We start from the raw sequence: 17,605 nt of genomic DNA, 5'->3' as shown, positions 1-17,605 counted from the left end.
GGCCGGGGGCGCCCTTGAGGGACCCGAGTGTCCCGAATGCCGCCCGACTCCTTGACGTGTCCACGCGGAATGCCTTCCATGGGGGAGCGCGGTGGGGTGGGAGCGCTCCCACCACGTTCCGGGCCCGCGCCTTCCCGATCTCCCCCGAGAGGAAGCAGCGACATGTTTCGCAGCTTGCGAAGAGCGCTGGGTGCTGCCGTCGTGGCGCTCCTGCTACCGCTGGCCGGTGTCCAGGCCGTGCACGCCGACACGGCCGCCGCCCCCGGAGCCGGCTACTGGCACACCAGCGGCCGGCAGATCCTGGACGCCGCAGGACAGCCGGTACGGATAGCCGGTATCAACTGGTTCGGGTTCGAGACGTCCAACAACGCCGTCCACGGACTCTGGGCCCGCGACTACAAGAGCATGATCGACCAGATGAAGTCGCTCGGCTACAACGCCATCCGGCTGCCCTACAGCGACGACATCCTCAAGAGCGGTGCCGTCGCCAACAGCATCGACTTCTCCGGCGGCAAGAACGCCGACCTCCAGGGGCTCTCACCCCTCCAGATCATCGACAAGCTCGTGGCGTACGCGGGTCAGGACGGCCTCAAGGTCATCCTGGACCGGCACCGGCCGGACGCGGCGGGCCAGTCGGCGCTCTGGTACACCGCGGCGGTCCCCGAGACCACGTGGATCACCAACCTCAAGGCCTTGGCGACCCGTTACAAGGGCAACCCCACGGTGATCGGCATCGATCTGCACAACGAGCCGCACGATCCCGCCTGCTGGGGCTGCGGCGACACGACGAGGGACTGGCGGCTCGCCGCCCAGCGCGCCGGGAACGCGGTCCTGTCCGTCAACTCCGAGCTGCTGATCTTCGTGGAGGGCGTGCAGACCGTCGACGGCGTGTCCGGCTGGTGGGGCGGCAATCTGATGGGGGTCGCGCAGTACCCCGTACAACTCGACGTCCCGAACCGGGTCGTCTACTCCGCCCACGACTACGCCACCAGCGTCGCCCAGCAGAGCTGGTTCAGCGATCCGACCTTCCCCGCCAACATGCCGGGCGTCTGGGACAAGTACTGGGGCTACATCTTCAAGCAGAACATCGCGCCGGTGTGGGTCGGCGAGTTCGGTACGACACTCCAGTCGACCGTCGACCAGAAGTGGCTCGCGGCGCTGGTGAGCTACCTCCGCCCGACCGGCACGTACGGCGCCGACAGCATCTCCTGGACCTTCTGGTCGTGGAACCCCAACTCCGGTGACACGGGCGGCATCCTGAAGGACGACTGGACGACCGTGGACACGGTGAAGGACGACTACCTGGCGAGCGTGAAGGCGCCGGGCTTCCCGGCGGAGGGCGGGGGAAGCGACCCCGGCGACCCCGGTGACCCGGGAGGCGGCACGGCCGCCTGCACCGCCGCGTACACCGTCAGCAGCGACTGGGGTGGCGGCTTCAACGCCGAGGTGAAGGTGACCAACACCGGCACGACCGCGCTCAAGTCCTGGAAGACGACCTGGACCTGGCCGGGCGCCCAGAAGGTCACGAGCATGTGGAACGCGTCGTACACCCAGAGCGCCGCGACGGTGACGGCCGTCAACGCCGACCACAACGGGTCGGTCGCGGTGGGCGGTTCGGCGACGTTCGGGTTCGGGGGAGCGCCGGGAGGCGGGGGTACGCCGAGCGTGAGCTGCACGGCGACCTGAGCCGCACGGCTGCCCGCATTACGTGAGGAAAGGGCGCCCGGTGAATAACCGGGCGCCCTCGGAGAGGTATGAGGTATATCGAATCAGTTCCCGGCGCCGACAGGACCTGTTGTCAGGGGGTCTGCTGTCAAGGGGAGACGCCGAAGTCGGCAAGCTTCCAGACGCGCACAGTGCCGTCTTCGCCGGCCGTGGCCATCAGTCTTTCGTCATGGCTGAAATCGATGGAACTGACCGATGCCGTGTGTCCGTAGAGCGTGGCCAATCGGGTGGGGGCGACGATGCCGCTGCCGACCGCGAAGAGGCGCACGTCGCCGTGCGGCTCCGCCACTGCGAGAAGCCTCCCGCTGGGACTGAACGCCGCCGCGGTGGTGGGGCCGAACTCGTGGTCCAGGCGCTCCACTCCGCCGGAGCCGTAGGACACGAGATAGCCGCCCAGAAAATCGATCAGGACGAGGCGGTGATTCCGGGGGCACGTGATGATCTTCTCGTGGCCAAATTCAATAGTGCCGCTGCGGGAGGCCGCGGTGGCGAGAATGTCCGAGGTCGGCCACTTGTGCAGTGGGGTAAGTGCGGGGGTCCTGAAGACAGCCATATCGAGTTCATCGGTCGTGGTGAGAAGGCTGTCGTCGGGCAGGAACTCCGCAACGTGAGATCCGTTTTCTCCTGCATTGAATGCGGACGGTTTCGTAAGACGGCCGGCTTCAGTCACCCTCCACAGGTAACCCTTGTCATCTGCTGTGCCTGCGATGTGGTCTCCGTTCTGCATGGCGGCGACTGTTGCCTCTACATCCCCCTCATCCCAGGAGAACTGGTCGGATACTTTCCCGTCGTTCTCCATGTCCCTCAGTTGCATGGCTCCTGGCATGGCCGCGGCCAGGTATCTGCCATGCCGGTGGAACGCCACATCGGAACTGGCGTATCCGTCGTCCCCGCCCCCTTCGTGGAGCGGGGACGGCTCGTACGAGCTGTCTCCGTTCCACAGCCACAGGGTTCCGTCCGCCGCTACGACGGCGAGCTCCTGAGGGTTGCCGGGCCGGAAGGCCACTCCTGTCATGCGCATCATCTCGGGGCTGTGGAAGACGCCCCGGCTTCGGTCATGGCGTCCGATGAGCCCGCCCGCCGCCAGGGTGAGGGCACTTCCCGCGCCGACGGCCAGCACCACGCGACGGGTGATCTTCTTCCTTTGATCGGCGGGTGGGGCCGACCGGTCGGGGGCGTAGGTCGGCTGACCGGCCAGGGCTTCCTGCAGCCGGATGTGCCGGAACTGGTAGACCCCCGCCGACTGGCGCAGCAGTTCTCGCTGCCGGGCGTCGGCGAGGAACGTCATCAATCGCCAGGGCAACTTGCCGCGTGCGGCAAGGTAGCTCCTGGTCAGGACGAACCGCGGCCAGGCTCTGGGCAGGAGGACGAGGAGCGCGAACGCGGTGCCGGGCAGCAGCACGGCCAGGCCGAGCAGCGAGATCGGTCCGCCGGTGCTGAACCAGTCGCGCAGGGTACGCCATCTGACCTCGGCGAGCTCGTCCATCGCTCCCTGGCCGGGCCATCCCGCTCCGTAGGTGAGCACGCGGAACACGACATCACCGAGCAGCACTCCGGCATACCACCCGGCCAGACCTGTCGCGGCTACGACGAGGCCCGACGTCAGGGCCCCGGTGAGTGAGGAGACCCGGTCCTGCCGCAGCAGGGACCGGGGACTGACCCGGCTCGCCCGGGACGGCGGTGCGCTGAGCCAACTGTGCGCGGCGAGCGACATGCCCAGCACGCAGGTCAGGGACAGACAGACCATGAGCATCTCGGCGCAGAACTCGGCGGCTTCGAGGCTGCCCGGCCCGCCCAGCGTGGACAGGACGACGAATCCGGAACCGGCCAGCATCAGGGGCGCCACGGATACCGCACTCAGCGCGGCTCCGTTGCCGAAGCCCCGGCGGAGCCGCCCCAACGCACCCTGCGCCGACACCGTCAGCCGGCCGGGCGGCCGCACCGAGGCGGCGTACCACACGATGTAGGACAACAGAGCGAAACCGCCGCCGATGATCAGGGCCATCGCAAGAGTTGCCGCCTGACTGTCGACATCCTCGATGCTCAGTGCCGTGTTCCATACGAAGGAGAACAGAGCCAGTACCACCCCCAGGCCGATGCCGACGGCCGGTCCCATCCACCGGGAGAGCAGATGGTCACTCATCCGCCACCACGCCAGGTCCCGCTCCCGATGGTCGTGCAGATAGCAGGCCAGAAACGTCAGCCAGCCCCGCGCCTGCTCCGCGGTCCACCGCCGCCGCGGTCCACCTCCACCGGGCGGCCCGGGAGCAGGGCTGTACGCGGCGTCCACGAGCTGGTGGATGACATGGTCCTCCACCGCGAACTGGCAGTCGAAGCGTGCTGGATCCAGCAGTTCCGCCGGGTCCCCGGCGCTGTGTTGATAGACCAGGCGGACCGACGTCACCATGAGCGGAGTGGACAGCGCGGTCGCCAGGTGGCCACCGGGATCGGTCCGCAACCGGTCGAACACGGGAGTCCAGTCGGTGGCGTTCGGCCACGGCACGGCTTCCAGGTAGCCGATGGCGTCCTCGGGCAGCACGGGCGACACCTCGATGACCGGAGCGCGGCGCAGGGTGGGGGCGCCGCCCCGGATGAGGTCCTCGTACTCGGTGGCACGACAGGTGACCACGACGGGGCGGTCGTCACCGATCGCGTGGTTGAGGCCCCGGACGGCGCTGCGGCGGGCCGATTCGGGGATCTCGTCGAGCCCGTCGAGGATCGGGAGCAGCAGGCCATGGCTCAGCAGGATGCGGGGGATCTCCAGGCGGCCGTCGTAATGGGAGGCGGCGAGGGACCGCGCGATCCAGTCGTCCAGCCGTTCGCGCACGGGGTCCCAGGAGGAGGCGGACAACATGACGGGTACGGGATCGCCGGGCTGTCGTGCGTCGAGCAGTCCCAGAGTGAGCAGCAGTGCCAGTACGGTCTTGCCCGCGCCCGGTTCACCGATGGTGACCAGTCGTCTCTGCGGCAACCCTTGGTACGCCGTGGCCAGTTGAGCGGTCACCGCCGAGAAGACCCCTTGCAGTCGACCGTCGAGCCGCAGCCGTACGGTTCTGCCTCCCGGCGAGTCGGCGACGGGGCGACGGGTCGCCGCCCAGGCCAGGGGCAGAACCTGGGGATTGTGCAGCCCGCGAGCCTGTGACTCTTCCCGCCACTGCGCCCGGAGACTGTCCGCCAGGTCGTCCGCGCATGCGGCAGGGCTGGGCGGGGCGGGTTGCTGCAACACGAGGTCGGCGAGGGCCACCAGCAGCGATGCGATGCCGGCGATGAGTCCGAGGACCGCGACCGGGTCGTCGGCGTCCTTGCCGCCGAAGTCCGTCGTCATGAACCAGACCGCGAATCCGATGCACGCCGTACCGATGACGGCCAGGACCGCGTCACGGATGATGCGGTGGCGGTTGCGCCGCGTCGAGAGCTGGGTCACTCGGCCATGCTGATCCCCTCCTGGAACCGAAGGGAACTCCTGCCCGCTCGGCCGGGTGACCCCCTGGAGAGTTCCTCTACGGCCATCGTCCGTGTGCTAGGCCGAGGGCGTCAGGGGCCTGGTGGGCGGTCGCCCGCACGCTTTCTGGATCTCGGCGCACGAGCACGTACAGCCGGACCATGTCGTCCTCGGCCTGACGGGGCGGGTGCGGGGCCCGGAGGTGGTCCGGGCGCTTCCAGCAATCTTCTTCAGCCATCAACGGCGGGTAGCAGCCGGTCAGTCGATGGCGTCTGGACCAGCGGCGCCAGCGGGCGTCGTGGGGGCTGGGGAGTCGCCACACGTAGGGGTCCGGCGCTCTCACCTCACGCGCGAGGTCCCAGTCGCCGACCTCGGGACGGCGGGGACGCGGTCGGCTGCCCAGGCGGGCGACCGCGTCACGAAGGAACCGGAACACGGGCCCCCGCCGGCTTCTCCACGAGCGTGAACCGGGCCCACACGCTCTTCGTGTACGGGCCCTGCCGGTACCCCCAGGAGTCGGCCGACGCCTCCACCAGCGCGAGGCCGCGGCCACTCTCCTCGTCCGGGGCCGAGTCGCGCGGGCGGGGAAGTCCGTCCCGGTCCGGGTCGGAGACCTCCAGGACCAACTCCGGGCCGTCGAGCGTGAGCGTGATCCGGATGCGGGCGCAGGGCACTCGGCAGTGCGTCACGGCGTTGGTGGCGAGTTCGTTCGCCGACAGGGTGACGGCGTCGGCGAGTTCGCCGGTGACACCCCAGCCCACGAGTGTCCTGCGGACGCGTTGGCGGGCGGCGGGGATGTGGCTTCTGTGGCGGGGGATGCGGAAGGTCTCGGTCTCGGGCATGGGGGTGCCGTACTCCCTGATGTGTCGTCAAGATGCGGAAATGAACACCTCTGCTTTGCATGAGCGTAGGGCGGCAAGAAGTCGACTTGCAATCGATAGAGGTGCATGTAAGCACCTGGATGTATGTTCGATCGAGATATGCCCTACAGTTTCGTCGCGACAGGAGAGGGGGCCGGGATGCCCGTAGCGGGACGGCCGACGGTGCGCAGCAGGCGACTTGGCGCTGCGCTCAAGACCTACCGGCTGGCGGCGAAACTGGACCAGCTGCAGTCCGCCGAGGTGATCGCGGCCCACCAGACCAGGGTCAGTCGCATCGAGACCGGGCATGTGTCCGCCCGACCGCTCGAAATCCGGGCGCTGCTGGATGCGTACGGGGTGCGCGACCTCGAAGTCCGCCAAAAACTTGAGGAGTTGGCCCGGCAGTCGAAGCGACGGGGCTGGTGGCTTGAGCATGCCGCGCATCTGCGGCCGGACTACGTCGATCACATCGCGTTGGAGGACGACGCGACCTACATCCGGGAGTGGCAGCCGGTCATGATTCCGGGGCTGCTGCAAACTGCGGCCTACGCGGAAGCAGTTATCGCGGCCAGCCCTCACTGCATCGAGCCGGAACGGGCCGCCCAGCTGGTGAAGGTGCGCGCGGGGCGACAGGCGAAGATCGAGGAGGGCGGCGCGTCGTACACGGCTATCGTCTGGGAAGCGGTCCTCACACACCCGCTGGTGAGCGTCGACATTCACCGCGAGCAGTTGTCCGCTGTTCTTGAGATCGGAAAGCGGAAGAACGTCACTGTGCAGGTGCTGCCGTTCAGCGCGGGCGTCCTGGCCGGTTACTCCTCTGCCTTCTCCTCCTTCAGTTTCGACGAGGAGCCGACGGTCGAGGCCGTTGCCATGGACAATCTGCGAGGCGCATCGGTCCTTGAAGGAGCCGAGGATCTCGCCGCTTACGCCAATGCATACGACCTACTACGATCGTCAGCGTTGACGCCTGACGCGAGCGTGACGCTCATCCGGGGCATACTGCGGAGCTTGAAGGAAGACACATCGTGACCGAGGTCATAAGCCCCTTCCGTAAGTCGTCGTACTCGGGCGCGGAGAACGCCTGCGTCGAGGTCGCCGACACGGCCGTCGGCGGTCGGGCCGTCCGCGACAGCAAGCAGCCGGCATCGGACGGCCCCCTCCTCACCGTCTCCCGCGAGAGCTGGCACGCGTTCCTGCGGCAGTTCGGCTAGGCCGTTCCGCGTGGGTGCAGGCAGGGGGGAGGACAGCGGCCTGCCGCAACCCGTACGCCCCGCCCGCCCGGCAGTCCTGGCCATGCGCGTCGGCTGACTGGCGCAGCGCGATTACGCCACCATGACGTGTCCCGGTATGACGGCTTCCGTGCCACGCTGACGCCTTCACAGCACCTTCGACGACACGACACGAAGGGGGACAGCTCATGCCATGGGAGGAGCTCAACCGGCGACTGAGCGACCTGAAAGCCCAGGTCCAGCGCACGGAGCCGTACTGGCTGGTGGAGTGGAGGCAGGACAGCTTCTCGGCGCACCCGGCGTTCCTGGACTCGAACCGAGCTTCCGATGACTTCGCGGCCATGGTGGGCGGCGACGTCAATATCCTGCACAAGAAGCGGGTGGTGACCAACGGGTCGCTGGCGCAGCAGATGCAGCCGGTGTACAAGGCGCTCGGTGGAAACGCCGCGCAGTACACCGACGTGAGCGACAAGATCCGTCTCCTGCGCCACTGGGATGGTGCCACGAAGATGGGCGTCTTCCTCGGCGCCCAAGAGATCCTTCAGGATGCCGGTGCATTCGCCGTAGAACAAAAACCCGCCACCTGCGCGGACTTCGTGCACGCGCAAGCCGCGTACCTGGCCGTCGGTCAGTCGCTGCCGCCGAACACGTACGTGTCCGGCCATGACCAGTCGGAGCTGTTGACGCGGTACCGCGTGGCGCTGGAGGCGGCGGGCATGGCGCGGCCCCTGCACATCGGAGACGCGAGCGTCTGGGCCGCCCACAGCCTCCCCTTCGCCGAGACACTGAAACAGCAATCGGGGAAGCTCACCTTCGGCAGCCCGCAGGCGGTCGTCGAGCACGCCCTCAAGCACCTGCCCCACAATGCGGGCGATCTGTCGGGGGAAGCGGGCGAGCAGCGGATACGCAGCCTCGTCGACGGCTATCTCACCGAGGCCACTGCCAAGATCCGCAATACCGATGCCGCGGCGGTCACCAGCGCACTGGACCAGTGCGCAGGCAGCCGCACGTACTACTTCGGCGCGGGGGCGGAGGTGGCGATGGTCGCGGTGAGCCGCACCGGTCTGGCCTGGATCAGCACCTACTACGCGCCGGGCCGGAGCTGAGCGGCTCAAGAACCCGTCCCCGGACAGATGATGGGGGCGCCCGGTGTTGTCCGGGCGCCCCCATCGGCGTACGAGAAGTTCTCCGCGGAGAAGGTCAGAGCTTCTCGATCACGTAGTCGATGCACTTCGTGAGCGCTTCGACGTCCGACGGGTCGATCGCCGGGAACATCGCCACGCGGAGCTGGTTGCGGCCGAGCTTGCGGTAGGGCTCGGTGTCGACGATGCCGTTGGCGCGCAGGACCTTGGCGACCGCGGACGCGTCCACGTCGTCCGAGAAGTCGATCGTGCCGATGACCTGCGAGCGCTTGGCCGGGTCGGTGACGAACGGGTTCGCGTACTTGACGTCCTCGGCCCAGCCGTAGAGCGTGCGCGAGGAGGTCGCCGTGCGGCGGACCGACCAGTCGAGGCCGCCCTGGCCGTTGATCCACTCCAACTGGTCGTTGAGGAGGAAGAGGGTCGCGAGCGCCGGGGTGTTGTACGTCTGGTTCTTGCGGGAGTTGTCGATCGCCGTGGGGAGCGAGAAGAACTCCGGTACGTGGCGGCCGCTCGCGTGGACGCGCTCGGCGCGCTCGATCGCGGCCGGGGAGAAGATGCCGATCCACAGGCCGCCGTCCGCCGCGAACGACTTCTGCGGGGCGAAGTAGTAGACGTCCGTCTCCGCGATGTCGACCGGGAGGCCGCCCGCGCCGGAAGTGGCGTCCACGAGGACCAGGGAGCCGTCGTCGGCGTTCGCGACCCGCTTGATGGGGGCGGCGACACCGGTGGAGGTCTCGTTGTGGGTGAGGGCGTAGACGTCCACGCCGGACTGGGCCACCGCCTCCGGGTGCGTACCCGGCTCGGAGGTGATGACGTCCGGGTCCGCCAGCCACGGCGCCAGCTTGGACGCCTTGGCGAACTTCGACGAGAACTCGCCGAACGTCAGGTGCTGCGACTTGTTCTCGATCAGTCCGTGGGTCGCCACGTCCCAGAACGCGGTGGAGCCGCCGTTGCCGAGGACGACCTCGTAGCCCTCGGGGAGCGAGAAGAGGTCGCTCACACCTTCGCGGACCTTCCCCACGAGGTTCTTGACCGGGGCCTGGCGGTGGGATGTGCCCATCAGGGACGTGCCGGTTGCGGCCAGCGCGCTGAGCGACTCCGTTCGCACCTTGGAGGGGCCCGCGCCGAAACGGCCGTCGGCGGGCTTGAGGTCTGCGGGGATCTGGATATCAGCCACAACGGGAGCGTAGCCGTTCCCGGAAACGTGGGTGAAACGTCGTCCGTCGGATGAGACACCGGGGGGTGGGGAAGGGCTGGTTTTCGCCCCCGCCGCCCTTACCCGTTCCCGTCACTGCATGGGGGCTCCGCCCCCTACCCCCCCTTGCGCAGTTCCCCGCGCCCCTAGGTACCCAGGGGCGCGGGGAACTGCGCAATAGGGGGCGAGGGGGCGGAGCCCCCATGAGTGGACGGGAACGGGTAAGGGCGGCGGGGGCGAGGGAAGGCGTCATCCCCGTGGCGCCGTCGGTGTGAAGCGGACCGGGAGGGTGGTCAGGCCGCCCAGCCAGGGGGAGGGGCGGCGGGTCAAGGAGGACGCGGGGACCGCCAGGTCGAGGTCGGGGAGGCGGTCCAGGACCACCTCGATCGCCGTGCGCGCGACCACCTCCGCGATCTCCTGCGCCGGGAACGGACACCGGTGCTCCCCGTGCCCGAAGGAGAAGTGCGCGCTGTTCCCGCCGGTCAGGGCCGTGCCGTGGGTACGTACCTGCGGATCGTGGTTCGCGGCCTGGACGCCGAGGAGCAGCAGATCCCCGGCGCGCACGGCCCGCCCGCCGAGCCGGGCGTCGCGGGACGCCCAGCGGCCGGCCACGGCCTGGGTGGGGGTGTCCTCCCACAGCACCTCGTTCATGGCCTGGGCGACACTGCGCCGCCCGCCGAACAGCGAGGCGGCGAACCGCGCGTCCGTCAGCATCAGCCGCAGCGAGTTGCCGATCCAGCCCGCGGTCGGCTGCTGGCCCGCGGTCAGCATGACGATCAGATCCTTGGCGATCTCCTCGTGCGTCAGCGCGGGGCCCGGCGCCGTACGACCGGAGGCGAGCATGCGGCTGACCACGTCGTCCCCGGGCCGCGCCGCCCGGTCCGCCACCAGCCGCGCCATGCACGCGGCCACGTGCAACTGCCCCGCGTGGGCGTCCTCGCGCCCGTCGACCATGTCGTTCAGCGCGGCGACCAGGCCCGGCCCCTGCTCGTCGGCGAAGCCGTAGAGGGCGGCGAGGACGCGTACGGGGAGCAGGTCCGCGTAGCGCGCGACGAGGTCCGTCGTGCCGTCCGCGCACACCGCGTCGATCAGCTCGTCGGCGAGCCGTTCGACGTGGGCGCGCAGCTCGAAGGGGTCGACGGCGTCGAGGGCGCCGCCGATCACCGCCACGCGCGTGCGATGGCGTTCGCCGACGGTGTGCAGGACGGAGGAGTGCCCGCGCCCGATCATCGGCAGCAGCGGCCAGTCGTCGGGAACGCGTTCCCACTGGTTCCACAGGCCGGAGTCACGGCTGAACAGCACGGCGTCCCCGGTGACCTGGTGCAGCTCGCGGTAGCCGAGGACGAGCCACGCCGGGATGTCCGCGTCGAGCAGCACGGGGGCCACCGCGCCGAAGTCGCGCCGCAACTCCCGGTACAGGGCGGCGGGTTCGGCGGAAAGGAACCGAGGACCACCGAGGCGTACGGGGTCGGGGCTCACCGGGCCGTCCCCCGGGCGTCAGGGGTTTCAGAGGTTGCGGAGTCCAACGAGCACCTGCTCCAGGATGTGGGGATCGGGCCGGCCGCCGAGTTCGGCCCTGCGGGGATGGCGGGCGCTGACGCGGCCCTCGGCGAGCAGGTCGCAGAGCAGGATCTTCGTGATGGTGACCGGCAGCCGAAGCTCCGCGGCGACCTCGGCGACGGCGGTGGGCCGCCCGGTGAGGCGCAGGATCGCCGCGTGCTCCGACTGCATGCCGGGCACCGGATCGCACTCGGCGACGACCAGCGTCAACAGGTCGAAGGGCGTGCCGGGCGCGGACCGGGTACGCCCCTGGGTGAGGGTGTAGAGCCGGTCGGGCGCGTCGTCTCTGCCCGGGCGGCTCATGTCCGGCGTGGTGGCGCGCTCAGGTGTCCGTCGAGTTGTTCCACGAGCTGGCCCATGTTGTGTCCGACGAGCCCGGCGTCGGCCTCCTCGGCCGTCACCAGCGCCAGGTGCGCGCCCTCGCCGGCCTCGACGATGAACAGGATCCCGCCGTAGAACTCGGTCATCGCCGACCGTACGTCCCCGGTGCCGTCCCCGAACTGGAGGGAGGCCCCGTGGGACAGCGCCTGGATCCCGGCGGCGATGGCGGCGAGGTGGTCGGCCTGGTCGACGGAGAGTTCCGGCGAACTGCACAGCTTGAGGCCGTCGCGGGAGAGCACGAGCGCGTGCCGGGCACCCGGGGTGCGCGTCAGCAGCCCCTGCACGAGCCAGCCGAGCTTCTCCTCGGTCGTCGACGTGGCGGGGGCGGCGGAGGCGGCGGAGGCGGCCGAGGGGATGTCGGTCGCCGAGGTGGTGCCGGTGTGGAGGGTCATGACGTGGGGTCGCCTTCCGGGTGGGGGGTGGCAGGGCTCGTACGGGCCTGTACGGGCTCGTCCGCCGGAGGGCGGCGCACGGCTTGGCGGAAGCTGTTGAAGCGGGTGGCGCGGTTCATCACGTCGTCGGGGGTGCGGTCGGTGTCGGCCGGTCCCGTGCCCGCGGTGGCTTCCGCCGCGGCTTCCGTGGTGGCTTCGGCCGCGGCCTCGGACTCGGCGAGGGTGCGACCGCGGTGACGCCTCGGGAGCAGTTCGGCGTGGTCGGCGGGGCCGGAAGGGCCGGAAGGGCCGGAAGGGCTGGAAGGGCCGGAGGGGCTGGAAGGGCCGGAGGGGTCGGGATGGTGGGGATGTTCGGCGGGCCGGGGCCGGAAACCGTGGGCCGGGACCGGCTCCGGGTCCAGGTCGGGGAGCGCGTGGGAAGCGGCGTACGACCCGTGGGAGCCGGACCAGGGGAACTCCTCCGGGTCGTCCGGGTCGGACCAGGGCCCGGGGCGCGGTCCGGGGAAGGGCGACGAGGATCCCCGTAGGACCGGGTCCGCCGCGCCGGTCGTGCGCGCCGCGTCCGCCGTGTCCGTGGGATCCGTCGGGGCGGCCGGCTCGGGGATCGGGTACGGGGTCTGGACGGAAGGCGGGGTCGAGGCCGGGGCCGGAGCCGGGGCTGAAAAGGGTGCCCGGAACGGCGGCGGTGTCGAATGTGGCGCGGAGGCCGGTACGTAGGTGGGTGCGGAGTCCGCCGCGGCGGCCCGTCCGGACGCGGAAGCAGGGGTCGGGACAGTGGTCGGAGCCGATGGCGATGCCGGAGTCGATGCCGATGCCGAGGCCGAGGCCGGGGTCGCGAGGATGTCCTGCGGGATGCGGACCAGGACGCCCGTGCCGCCGCGCGCCGAGGGGCGGAACGAGACGGTCAGGCCATACTTGCGGGCGAGCAGGCCGACGACCGTGAGGCCGAGCCGGGCGCCGGTTAGGCCGCCGAGCCCCGACTGCGTACCGGAGACGGCCAGTTCGGCGCGACGGAGCTGCGCCTCGCCCATCACCAGGCCGCTGTCCTCCACGGAGACGATCACCCCGGCCGGTACCTCTTCCACGTAGACGTGCACTTCGGCCGTCGGCGGTGAGAAGTTCGCGGCGTTGTCGAGGATCTCGGCGAGGGCGTGCATCACGGCCTCGGCGGCGTGCCCGGCGACCGCCGCCTCGCTCGCGGAGTGGATGCGTACGCGCTGATAGCCGCCGATGCGGCCCATCGCGCCGCGCAGGATCGACTCCATGACGATGGGCCGCGCCCAGCGGCGGCCGGAACGCGCGCCCGTGAGGACGGCGACGGAGTCGGCGAGACGGCCCGCCTGCGCGGTGCTGTGGTCGAGGTGGAGGAGGTCGGCGAGCACGTCCTCGTCGGCGTGCCGCTCCTCCATGGCGCGCAGATCGGCCAGCATGCTCGTGGCGAGGGCCTGGAGGCGGCCGGCGGTGTTGGCGGAGGCCGAGATCGCGGTGGCCCGGTCGGTTCTCGCCTGCCGCAACTCGTCGGTCACGCGCGCGTTCTCGGCGCCGAGGCGGGTGCGCTCCCGGTCGAGTTCGGCGGCGAGTCGCACCTTCTGGTGGGCGTTCTGCTCGGCGAGCCGCGCGCGTTCCCGGGTGAACTCGTCGGTGAGCCGGGCGTGTTCCCTGGCGGATTCCTCCGTGAGGGCGGCCTTCTCCTGGAGTAATCGGCCGGCTTCCTGGGAGACCGTTTCGAGACGGCGGAGGAGTAATCGTGAGGTCTGCGCGGCATGGCCGGCCACGGCCACGGCCGCGCACAGCAGGAGGAGGGCCGCGCCCAGGCCCCAGCCGAGGGGGACGCGCGCCTGAGCGGGGGCCAGGGCGACCGCGGCTCCGACGGCGAACCCGGCCGGTACGACCGTCAGGAGCGGAGCGACCGCGACGGCACGCAGACGGGGACGTGCGCTGCCGAGTTGTGCGAGGGACGGCCGATCTTTTGTGGGGCGCGCTTGCGAGGTGGGCGCGGTCATGAATCGTGTCCTCGGTCGTGTCCTGGGCGGGATGCGACACCTGGTGCTCAACTGGCGGTCACTATATGGGACTTCGTGATCGGAACGGGCACGTTCTGGCGCACTCTCACAATTCGTCCGCGAATCCCTGAGGAGCCGCCCCGGCGCACAACGGGGCGCACGAAACACCCCACCCCGAGCGCCCCCGTTAGGGGCGCGGGGAACGGCGCGCGCAACCACGACGGTGGGTGAGTCGAGGTCCGGGCGGGCGCCCCCGTTAGGGGCGCGGGGAACGGCGCGCGCAACCACGACGGCGGGTAAGCCGAGATCCGGGCGGGAGCCCCGTAAGGGGCGCGGGGAACTGCGCGCCCAGCCACAACGGCGGGCCAGCCGAAGCCCAGCCCCCAGCCATCCCCCTCCCCGCGCCGAAGGCGCACACCGCACACTCCCGCCCACCCCGGCAGGGGCCATGCATGCTTGGCCACATGAGGGAAACGGATCTCGGGACGCCACAGCCGCAACCGAAGCGCAAGCCGCAACCGGATCGCGGGCCGGAGCTGACGCGCGAACTGACCGCCGCGCTGACCAAAGCGGTCCACGGCGAGGTCACCTTCGACGCGACCGCGCGAGCACTGCACACCATGGACGCGTCCAACTACCGCCGCGTCCCCCTGGGCGTCGTAGCCCCGAGAGACGCCGACGACGTAGCGGCAACACTCTCCGTGTGCGCCGAACTGGCCGTACCGGTCGTAGCCCGCGGCGCAGGCACGTCCATCGCCGGCCAGGCGACGGGCACGGGCGTCGTCCTCGACTTCACCCGCCACATGAACCGCGTCCTCTCCGTGGACGCGGACACCCGCACGGCCGTGGTCCAGCCGGGCGTCGTCCTGGACCGCCTCCAGGAGGCCTCCGCCCCGCACGGGCTCCGCTTCGGCCCCGACCCCTCGACCCACAGCCGCTGCACGCTCGGCGGAATGATCGGCAACAACTCCTGCGGCTCGCACTCGGTGGCCTGGGGCACGACGGCGGACAACGTACGCGCACTCTCCGTACTCACCGCCCGAGGCGACCGCCTCCGCCCCGGCCCCGACTGGGCGGGCGCACCGGACGGTCTGCGCGCCCTGGTGGAAGCCGAGTTGAAGACACTCCGCACCGGCTTCCCCGCCCTCCCGCGCCGCATCTCCGGATACGCACTGGACGCACTGCTCCCCGAACGCGGCGCGGACGTGGCCCGCCTCCTCTGCGGCTCCGAGGGCACCCTCGGCATCCTCACGGAGGCCGTCGTACGCCTCGTACAGGCACCACGCGCGCGTGCGCTCGCCGTCCTCGCCTACCCGGACGAGAGCGCGGCGGCGGAGGCTGCGGCCGGCCTGCTGCCCCACGGGCCGCTGACGGTGGAGGGGATGGCGGCCGACCTCGTACCCCCGGACGCGGGCCTGCCCCGAGGTGGCGCCTGGCTGTTCGTGGAGACGGGCGGCGACACGGAGGCACAGGCACGCGCGCGTGCCGAGGCGATCGCCCGCGCGGCGGACGTGACGGACTCCCTGGTCGTCACCGACCCCGCCGCGCAACGCACCCTGTGGCGCATCCGCGAGGACGCCAGCGGCACGGCGACCCGGATGCCGGACGGCACCGAGGCCTGGCCCGGCTGGGAGGACTGCGCGGTGCCACCGGCCCGGCTCGGCGCGTATCTGCGGGACTTCAGGGGCCTGTTGAAGACGCACGGGCTGCGCGGGGCGCCGTACGGCCACTTCGGGGACGGCTGCATCCACGTACGCATCGACTTCGACCTGCTGACCCCCGCGGGCGTGAGCCGCTTCCGCCGCTTCTCGGAGGACCTGGCCGAACTCGTCGTCTCGCACGGCGGATCGCTGTCCGGGGAGCACGGGGACGGCCAGGCGCGGGCGGAACTGCTGCCGAAGATGTACGGGCCCCGGGCCGTCGGTCTCTTCGAGCGGGTGAAGGACCTCTGGGACCCGGACGGCCTGCTCAACCCCGGCATGCTGGTCAGGCCGCACCGGCTGGACGAGAACCTGCGGTTCGCGGTCCTCCCGCGCGAACCGGTGGACGTCGAGTTCGGCTACCCGGCCGACGGCGGCGACTTCTCGGCGGCGGTACGCCGCTGCGTGGGCGTCGCCAAGTGCCGCACCGAGACAGTGGCGGGCTCCTCGGTCATGTGCCCGTCCTTCCGCGCCACCGGTGAGGAGGAGCACTCCACGCGGGGGCGCGCGCGACTGCTGCACGAGATGCTGGCGGGCGAGGTGATCACGGACGGCTGGCGCTCCACGGAGGTACGCGACGCGCTGGACCTCTGCCTGTCCTGCAAGGGCTGCCGCTCGGACTGCCCGGTCGGCGTCGACATGGCCACGTACAAGGCGGAGTTCCTGCACCACCACTACGAGGGCCGCAGGCGGCCGGCGGCGCACTACGCGATGGGGTGGCTGCCGTTGTGGCTGCGGCTGGTGGACCGCACGCGTACGGCGCGGCTGGTCAACCTCCTCGCCTCGGTACGGCCGTTGGCGGCGCTCGCCAAACGGCTGGGCGGCATCGCGCCGGAGCGGGAGATCCCGCGGGTGGCGGGGGAGACGTTCAGCCGGTGGTGGGCCCGGGGCAGCGGCGCGCGGACGGGGCCCGCGGAACCGCCGACGGATTCCGCCGCACCGAAGAGGGTGCTCCTGTGGCCGGACACCTTCACGGAACACCTCTCCCCGTCCGTCGGCAGGGCGGCCGTACGGGTCCTGGAGGCGGCGGGCCTGAACGTGACCCCGGTGACCGCCGGCGGACGACCGTCCTCCCGCGGTCCCGGTCCGGGGGTCTGCTGCGGCCTGACCTACGTGTCGACGGGACAGCTGGACCGCGCCCGGACGGTGATGCGCCGCACGCTCGACCTGATGGACCCGCTCCTGGACTCCCTCTTGGACTCGGCGTCCGCCTCGGAACCCCCGCCCGTCGTCGTCCTCGAACCGAGCTGCGCGGCGGCCCTGCGTACGGATCTGCCGGAGCTGCTGCCCGACGATCCGCGCGCACGGCGCCTGGCGGCGGCGGTGGTGACGTTCGCGGAGGCGCTGGAACGCCACGCCCCGCACTGGACGCCCCCGCGTCTGGACCGCCCGGTCGTCGGCCAGACCCACTGCCACCAGCACGCGGTCCTGGGCGACGCGGCGGACCGCCGCCTGCGCGAGGCGGCGGGCCTGACCGGCACCCTGGCGGGCGGCTGCTGCGGCCTCGCGGGCAACTTCGGCTTCGAGAAGGGCCACTTCGAGGTGTCGACGGCCTGCGCCGAGGAACAACTGCTCCCGGCGGTCCGAGAGGCCCCCGAAAACGCCGTACTCCTGGCAGACGGCTTCTCCTGCCGCACCCAACTCCACCAGACGACAAGGACACAGGGCCACCACTTGGCAGAAATCCTGGCAAGGGCCCTCCCGACGGACCGCCCCGCCTCTTAAGGGGCGCGGGGAACGGCGCAATCTTTTGCCTTTAAGGGGCGCGGGGAACTGCGCGCTCAGCCCCAACGAGCCCGCACTCACCCACAACCCGCACCCCCACCCCCTAAGGGGCGCGGGGAACTGCGCGACCAGCCACAACGCACCCGCACTCCCCCACGACCCCCACCCCTGCCCCCACCCCCGCCCCCAAGGGCACCCCACCCCCAGCGGAGCGCACGCGTAAGCTCCAAAACGGCTTCACAACCCTGACG

The 17,605-nt window shown here is 70.8% G+C and carries 12 protein-coding genes; 5 read left to right on the top strand and 7 right to left on the bottom strand.

The annotated features are described in order from the left end of the window. Nucleotides 1-162: 162 nt before the first annotated feature. A complete protein-coding gene (locus J8N05_RS03930) occupies nt 163-1,686 on the top strand; it encodes a cellulase family glycosylhydrolase (RefSeq protein WP_210881084.1) in 1,524 nt (507 codons plus the stop codon). 127 nt (nt 1,687-1,813) lie between these two features. Here the strand turns inward: J8N05_RS03930 and J8N05_RS03925 are convergent, their stop codons facing one another. Both J8N05_RS03925 and J8N05_RS03920 read right to left on the bottom strand, forming a co-directional pair. After that, nucleotides 1,814-5,149: a WD40 repeat domain-containing protein gene (locus tag J8N05_RS03925; RefSeq protein ID WP_210881083.1), complete on the bottom strand. Its 3,336-nt coding sequence runs from the start codon at nt 5,147-5,149 to the stop codon at nt 1,814-1,816. A gap of 434 nt (nt 5,150-5,583) precedes the next feature. Continuing rightward, the gene (locus tag J8N05_RS03920; protein ID WP_210881082.1) at nt 5,584-6,009 is read right to left on the bottom strand and encodes an ATP-binding protein; all 426 of its coding nucleotides are present in this window, start codon (nt 6,007-6,009) and stop codon (nt 5,584-5,586) included. Between the two features lie 177 nt (nt 6,010-6,186). Here J8N05_RS03920 and J8N05_RS03915 point away from each other — a divergent pair, with 177 nt between their 5' ends. From J8N05_RS03915 to J8N05_RS03905, 3 genes are all read left to right on the top strand, one after another. Further along, the gene (locus J8N05_RS03915; RefSeq protein WP_210890005.1) at nt 6,187-7,056 is read left to right on the top strand and encodes a helix-turn-helix domain-containing protein; all 870 of its coding nucleotides are present in this window, start codon (nt 6,187-6,189) and stop codon (nt 7,054-7,056) included. After that, a complete protein-coding gene (locus tag J8N05_RS03910) occupies nt 7,053-7,238 on the top strand; it encodes a DUF397 domain-containing protein (protein ID WP_210881081.1) in 186 nt (61 codons plus the stop codon). Before J8N05_RS03915 ends, J8N05_RS03910 begins: the two co-directional genes overlap by 4 nt. A 206-nt stretch (nt 7,239-7,444) precedes the next feature. Then, nucleotides 7,445-8,362 carry a hypothetical protein gene (locus J8N05_RS03905; protein ID WP_210881080.1) on the top strand — a complete coding sequence of 306 codons (918 nt, stop codon included), beginning with the start codon at nt 7,445-7,447 and terminating at the stop codon, nt 8,360-8,362. A 94-nt stretch (nt 8,363-8,456) separates the two neighbouring features. Here J8N05_RS03905 and serC read toward each other — a convergent pair whose 3' ends face one another. From serC to J8N05_RS03880, 5 genes are all read right to left on the bottom strand, one after another. Then, nucleotides 8,457-9,575 carry a phosphoserine transaminase gene (serC, locus tag J8N05_RS03900; RefSeq protein ID WP_210881079.1) on the bottom strand — a complete coding sequence of 373 codons (1,119 nt, stop codon included), beginning with the start codon at nt 9,573-9,575 and terminating at the stop codon, nt 8,457-8,459. Between the two features lie 267 nt (nt 9,576-9,842). Next, entirely contained in the window at nt 9,843-11,072 is a 1,230-nt protein-coding gene (locus J8N05_RS03895; protein WP_210881078.1) for a cytochrome P450, read from the bottom strand. A gap of 27 nt (nt 11,073-11,099) precedes the next feature. Further along, nucleotides 11,100-11,456, bottom strand: coding sequence for a DUF742 domain-containing protein (locus tag J8N05_RS03890; protein ID WP_210881077.1), 357 nt, complete (start codon nt 11,454-11,456; stop codon nt 11,100-11,102). After that, on the bottom strand, nt 11,453-11,926 hold the full coding sequence (locus tag J8N05_RS03885) for a roadblock/LC7 domain-containing protein (RefSeq protein ID WP_210881076.1): 474 nt from the start codon (nt 11,924-11,926) through the stop codon (nt 11,453-11,455). The genes J8N05_RS03890 and J8N05_RS03885 overlap by 4 nt, the downstream gene beginning before the upstream one ends. After that, nucleotides 11,923-13,929 carry an ATP-binding protein gene (locus J8N05_RS03880; RefSeq protein ID WP_210881075.1) on the bottom strand — a complete coding sequence of 669 codons (2,007 nt, stop codon included), beginning with the start codon at nt 13,927-13,929 and terminating at the stop codon, nt 11,923-11,925. The genes J8N05_RS03885 and J8N05_RS03880 overlap by 4 nt, the downstream gene beginning before the upstream one ends. A gap of 464 nt (nt 13,930-14,393) precedes the next feature. Between J8N05_RS03880 and J8N05_RS03875 the strand changes: the two genes are divergently transcribed. Continuing rightward, nucleotides 14,394-17,354 (top strand): FAD-binding and (Fe-S)-binding domain-containing protein, encoded by a 2,961-nt coding sequence (locus J8N05_RS03875; RefSeq protein ID WP_210881074.1) that lies wholly within the window; start codon nt 14,394-14,396, stop codon nt 17,352-17,354. The last annotated feature ends 251 nt before the right edge of the window (nt 17,355-17,605 follow it).

Origin of the sequence: Streptomyces liliiviolaceus (assembly GCF_018070025.1) — a bacterium.
Classification (GTDB): Bacteria; Actinomycetota; Actinomycetes; order Streptomycetales; family Streptomycetaceae; genus Streptomyces; species Streptomyces liliiviolaceus.
This window is presented reverse-complemented; position numbering and strand designations above follow the sequence as displayed.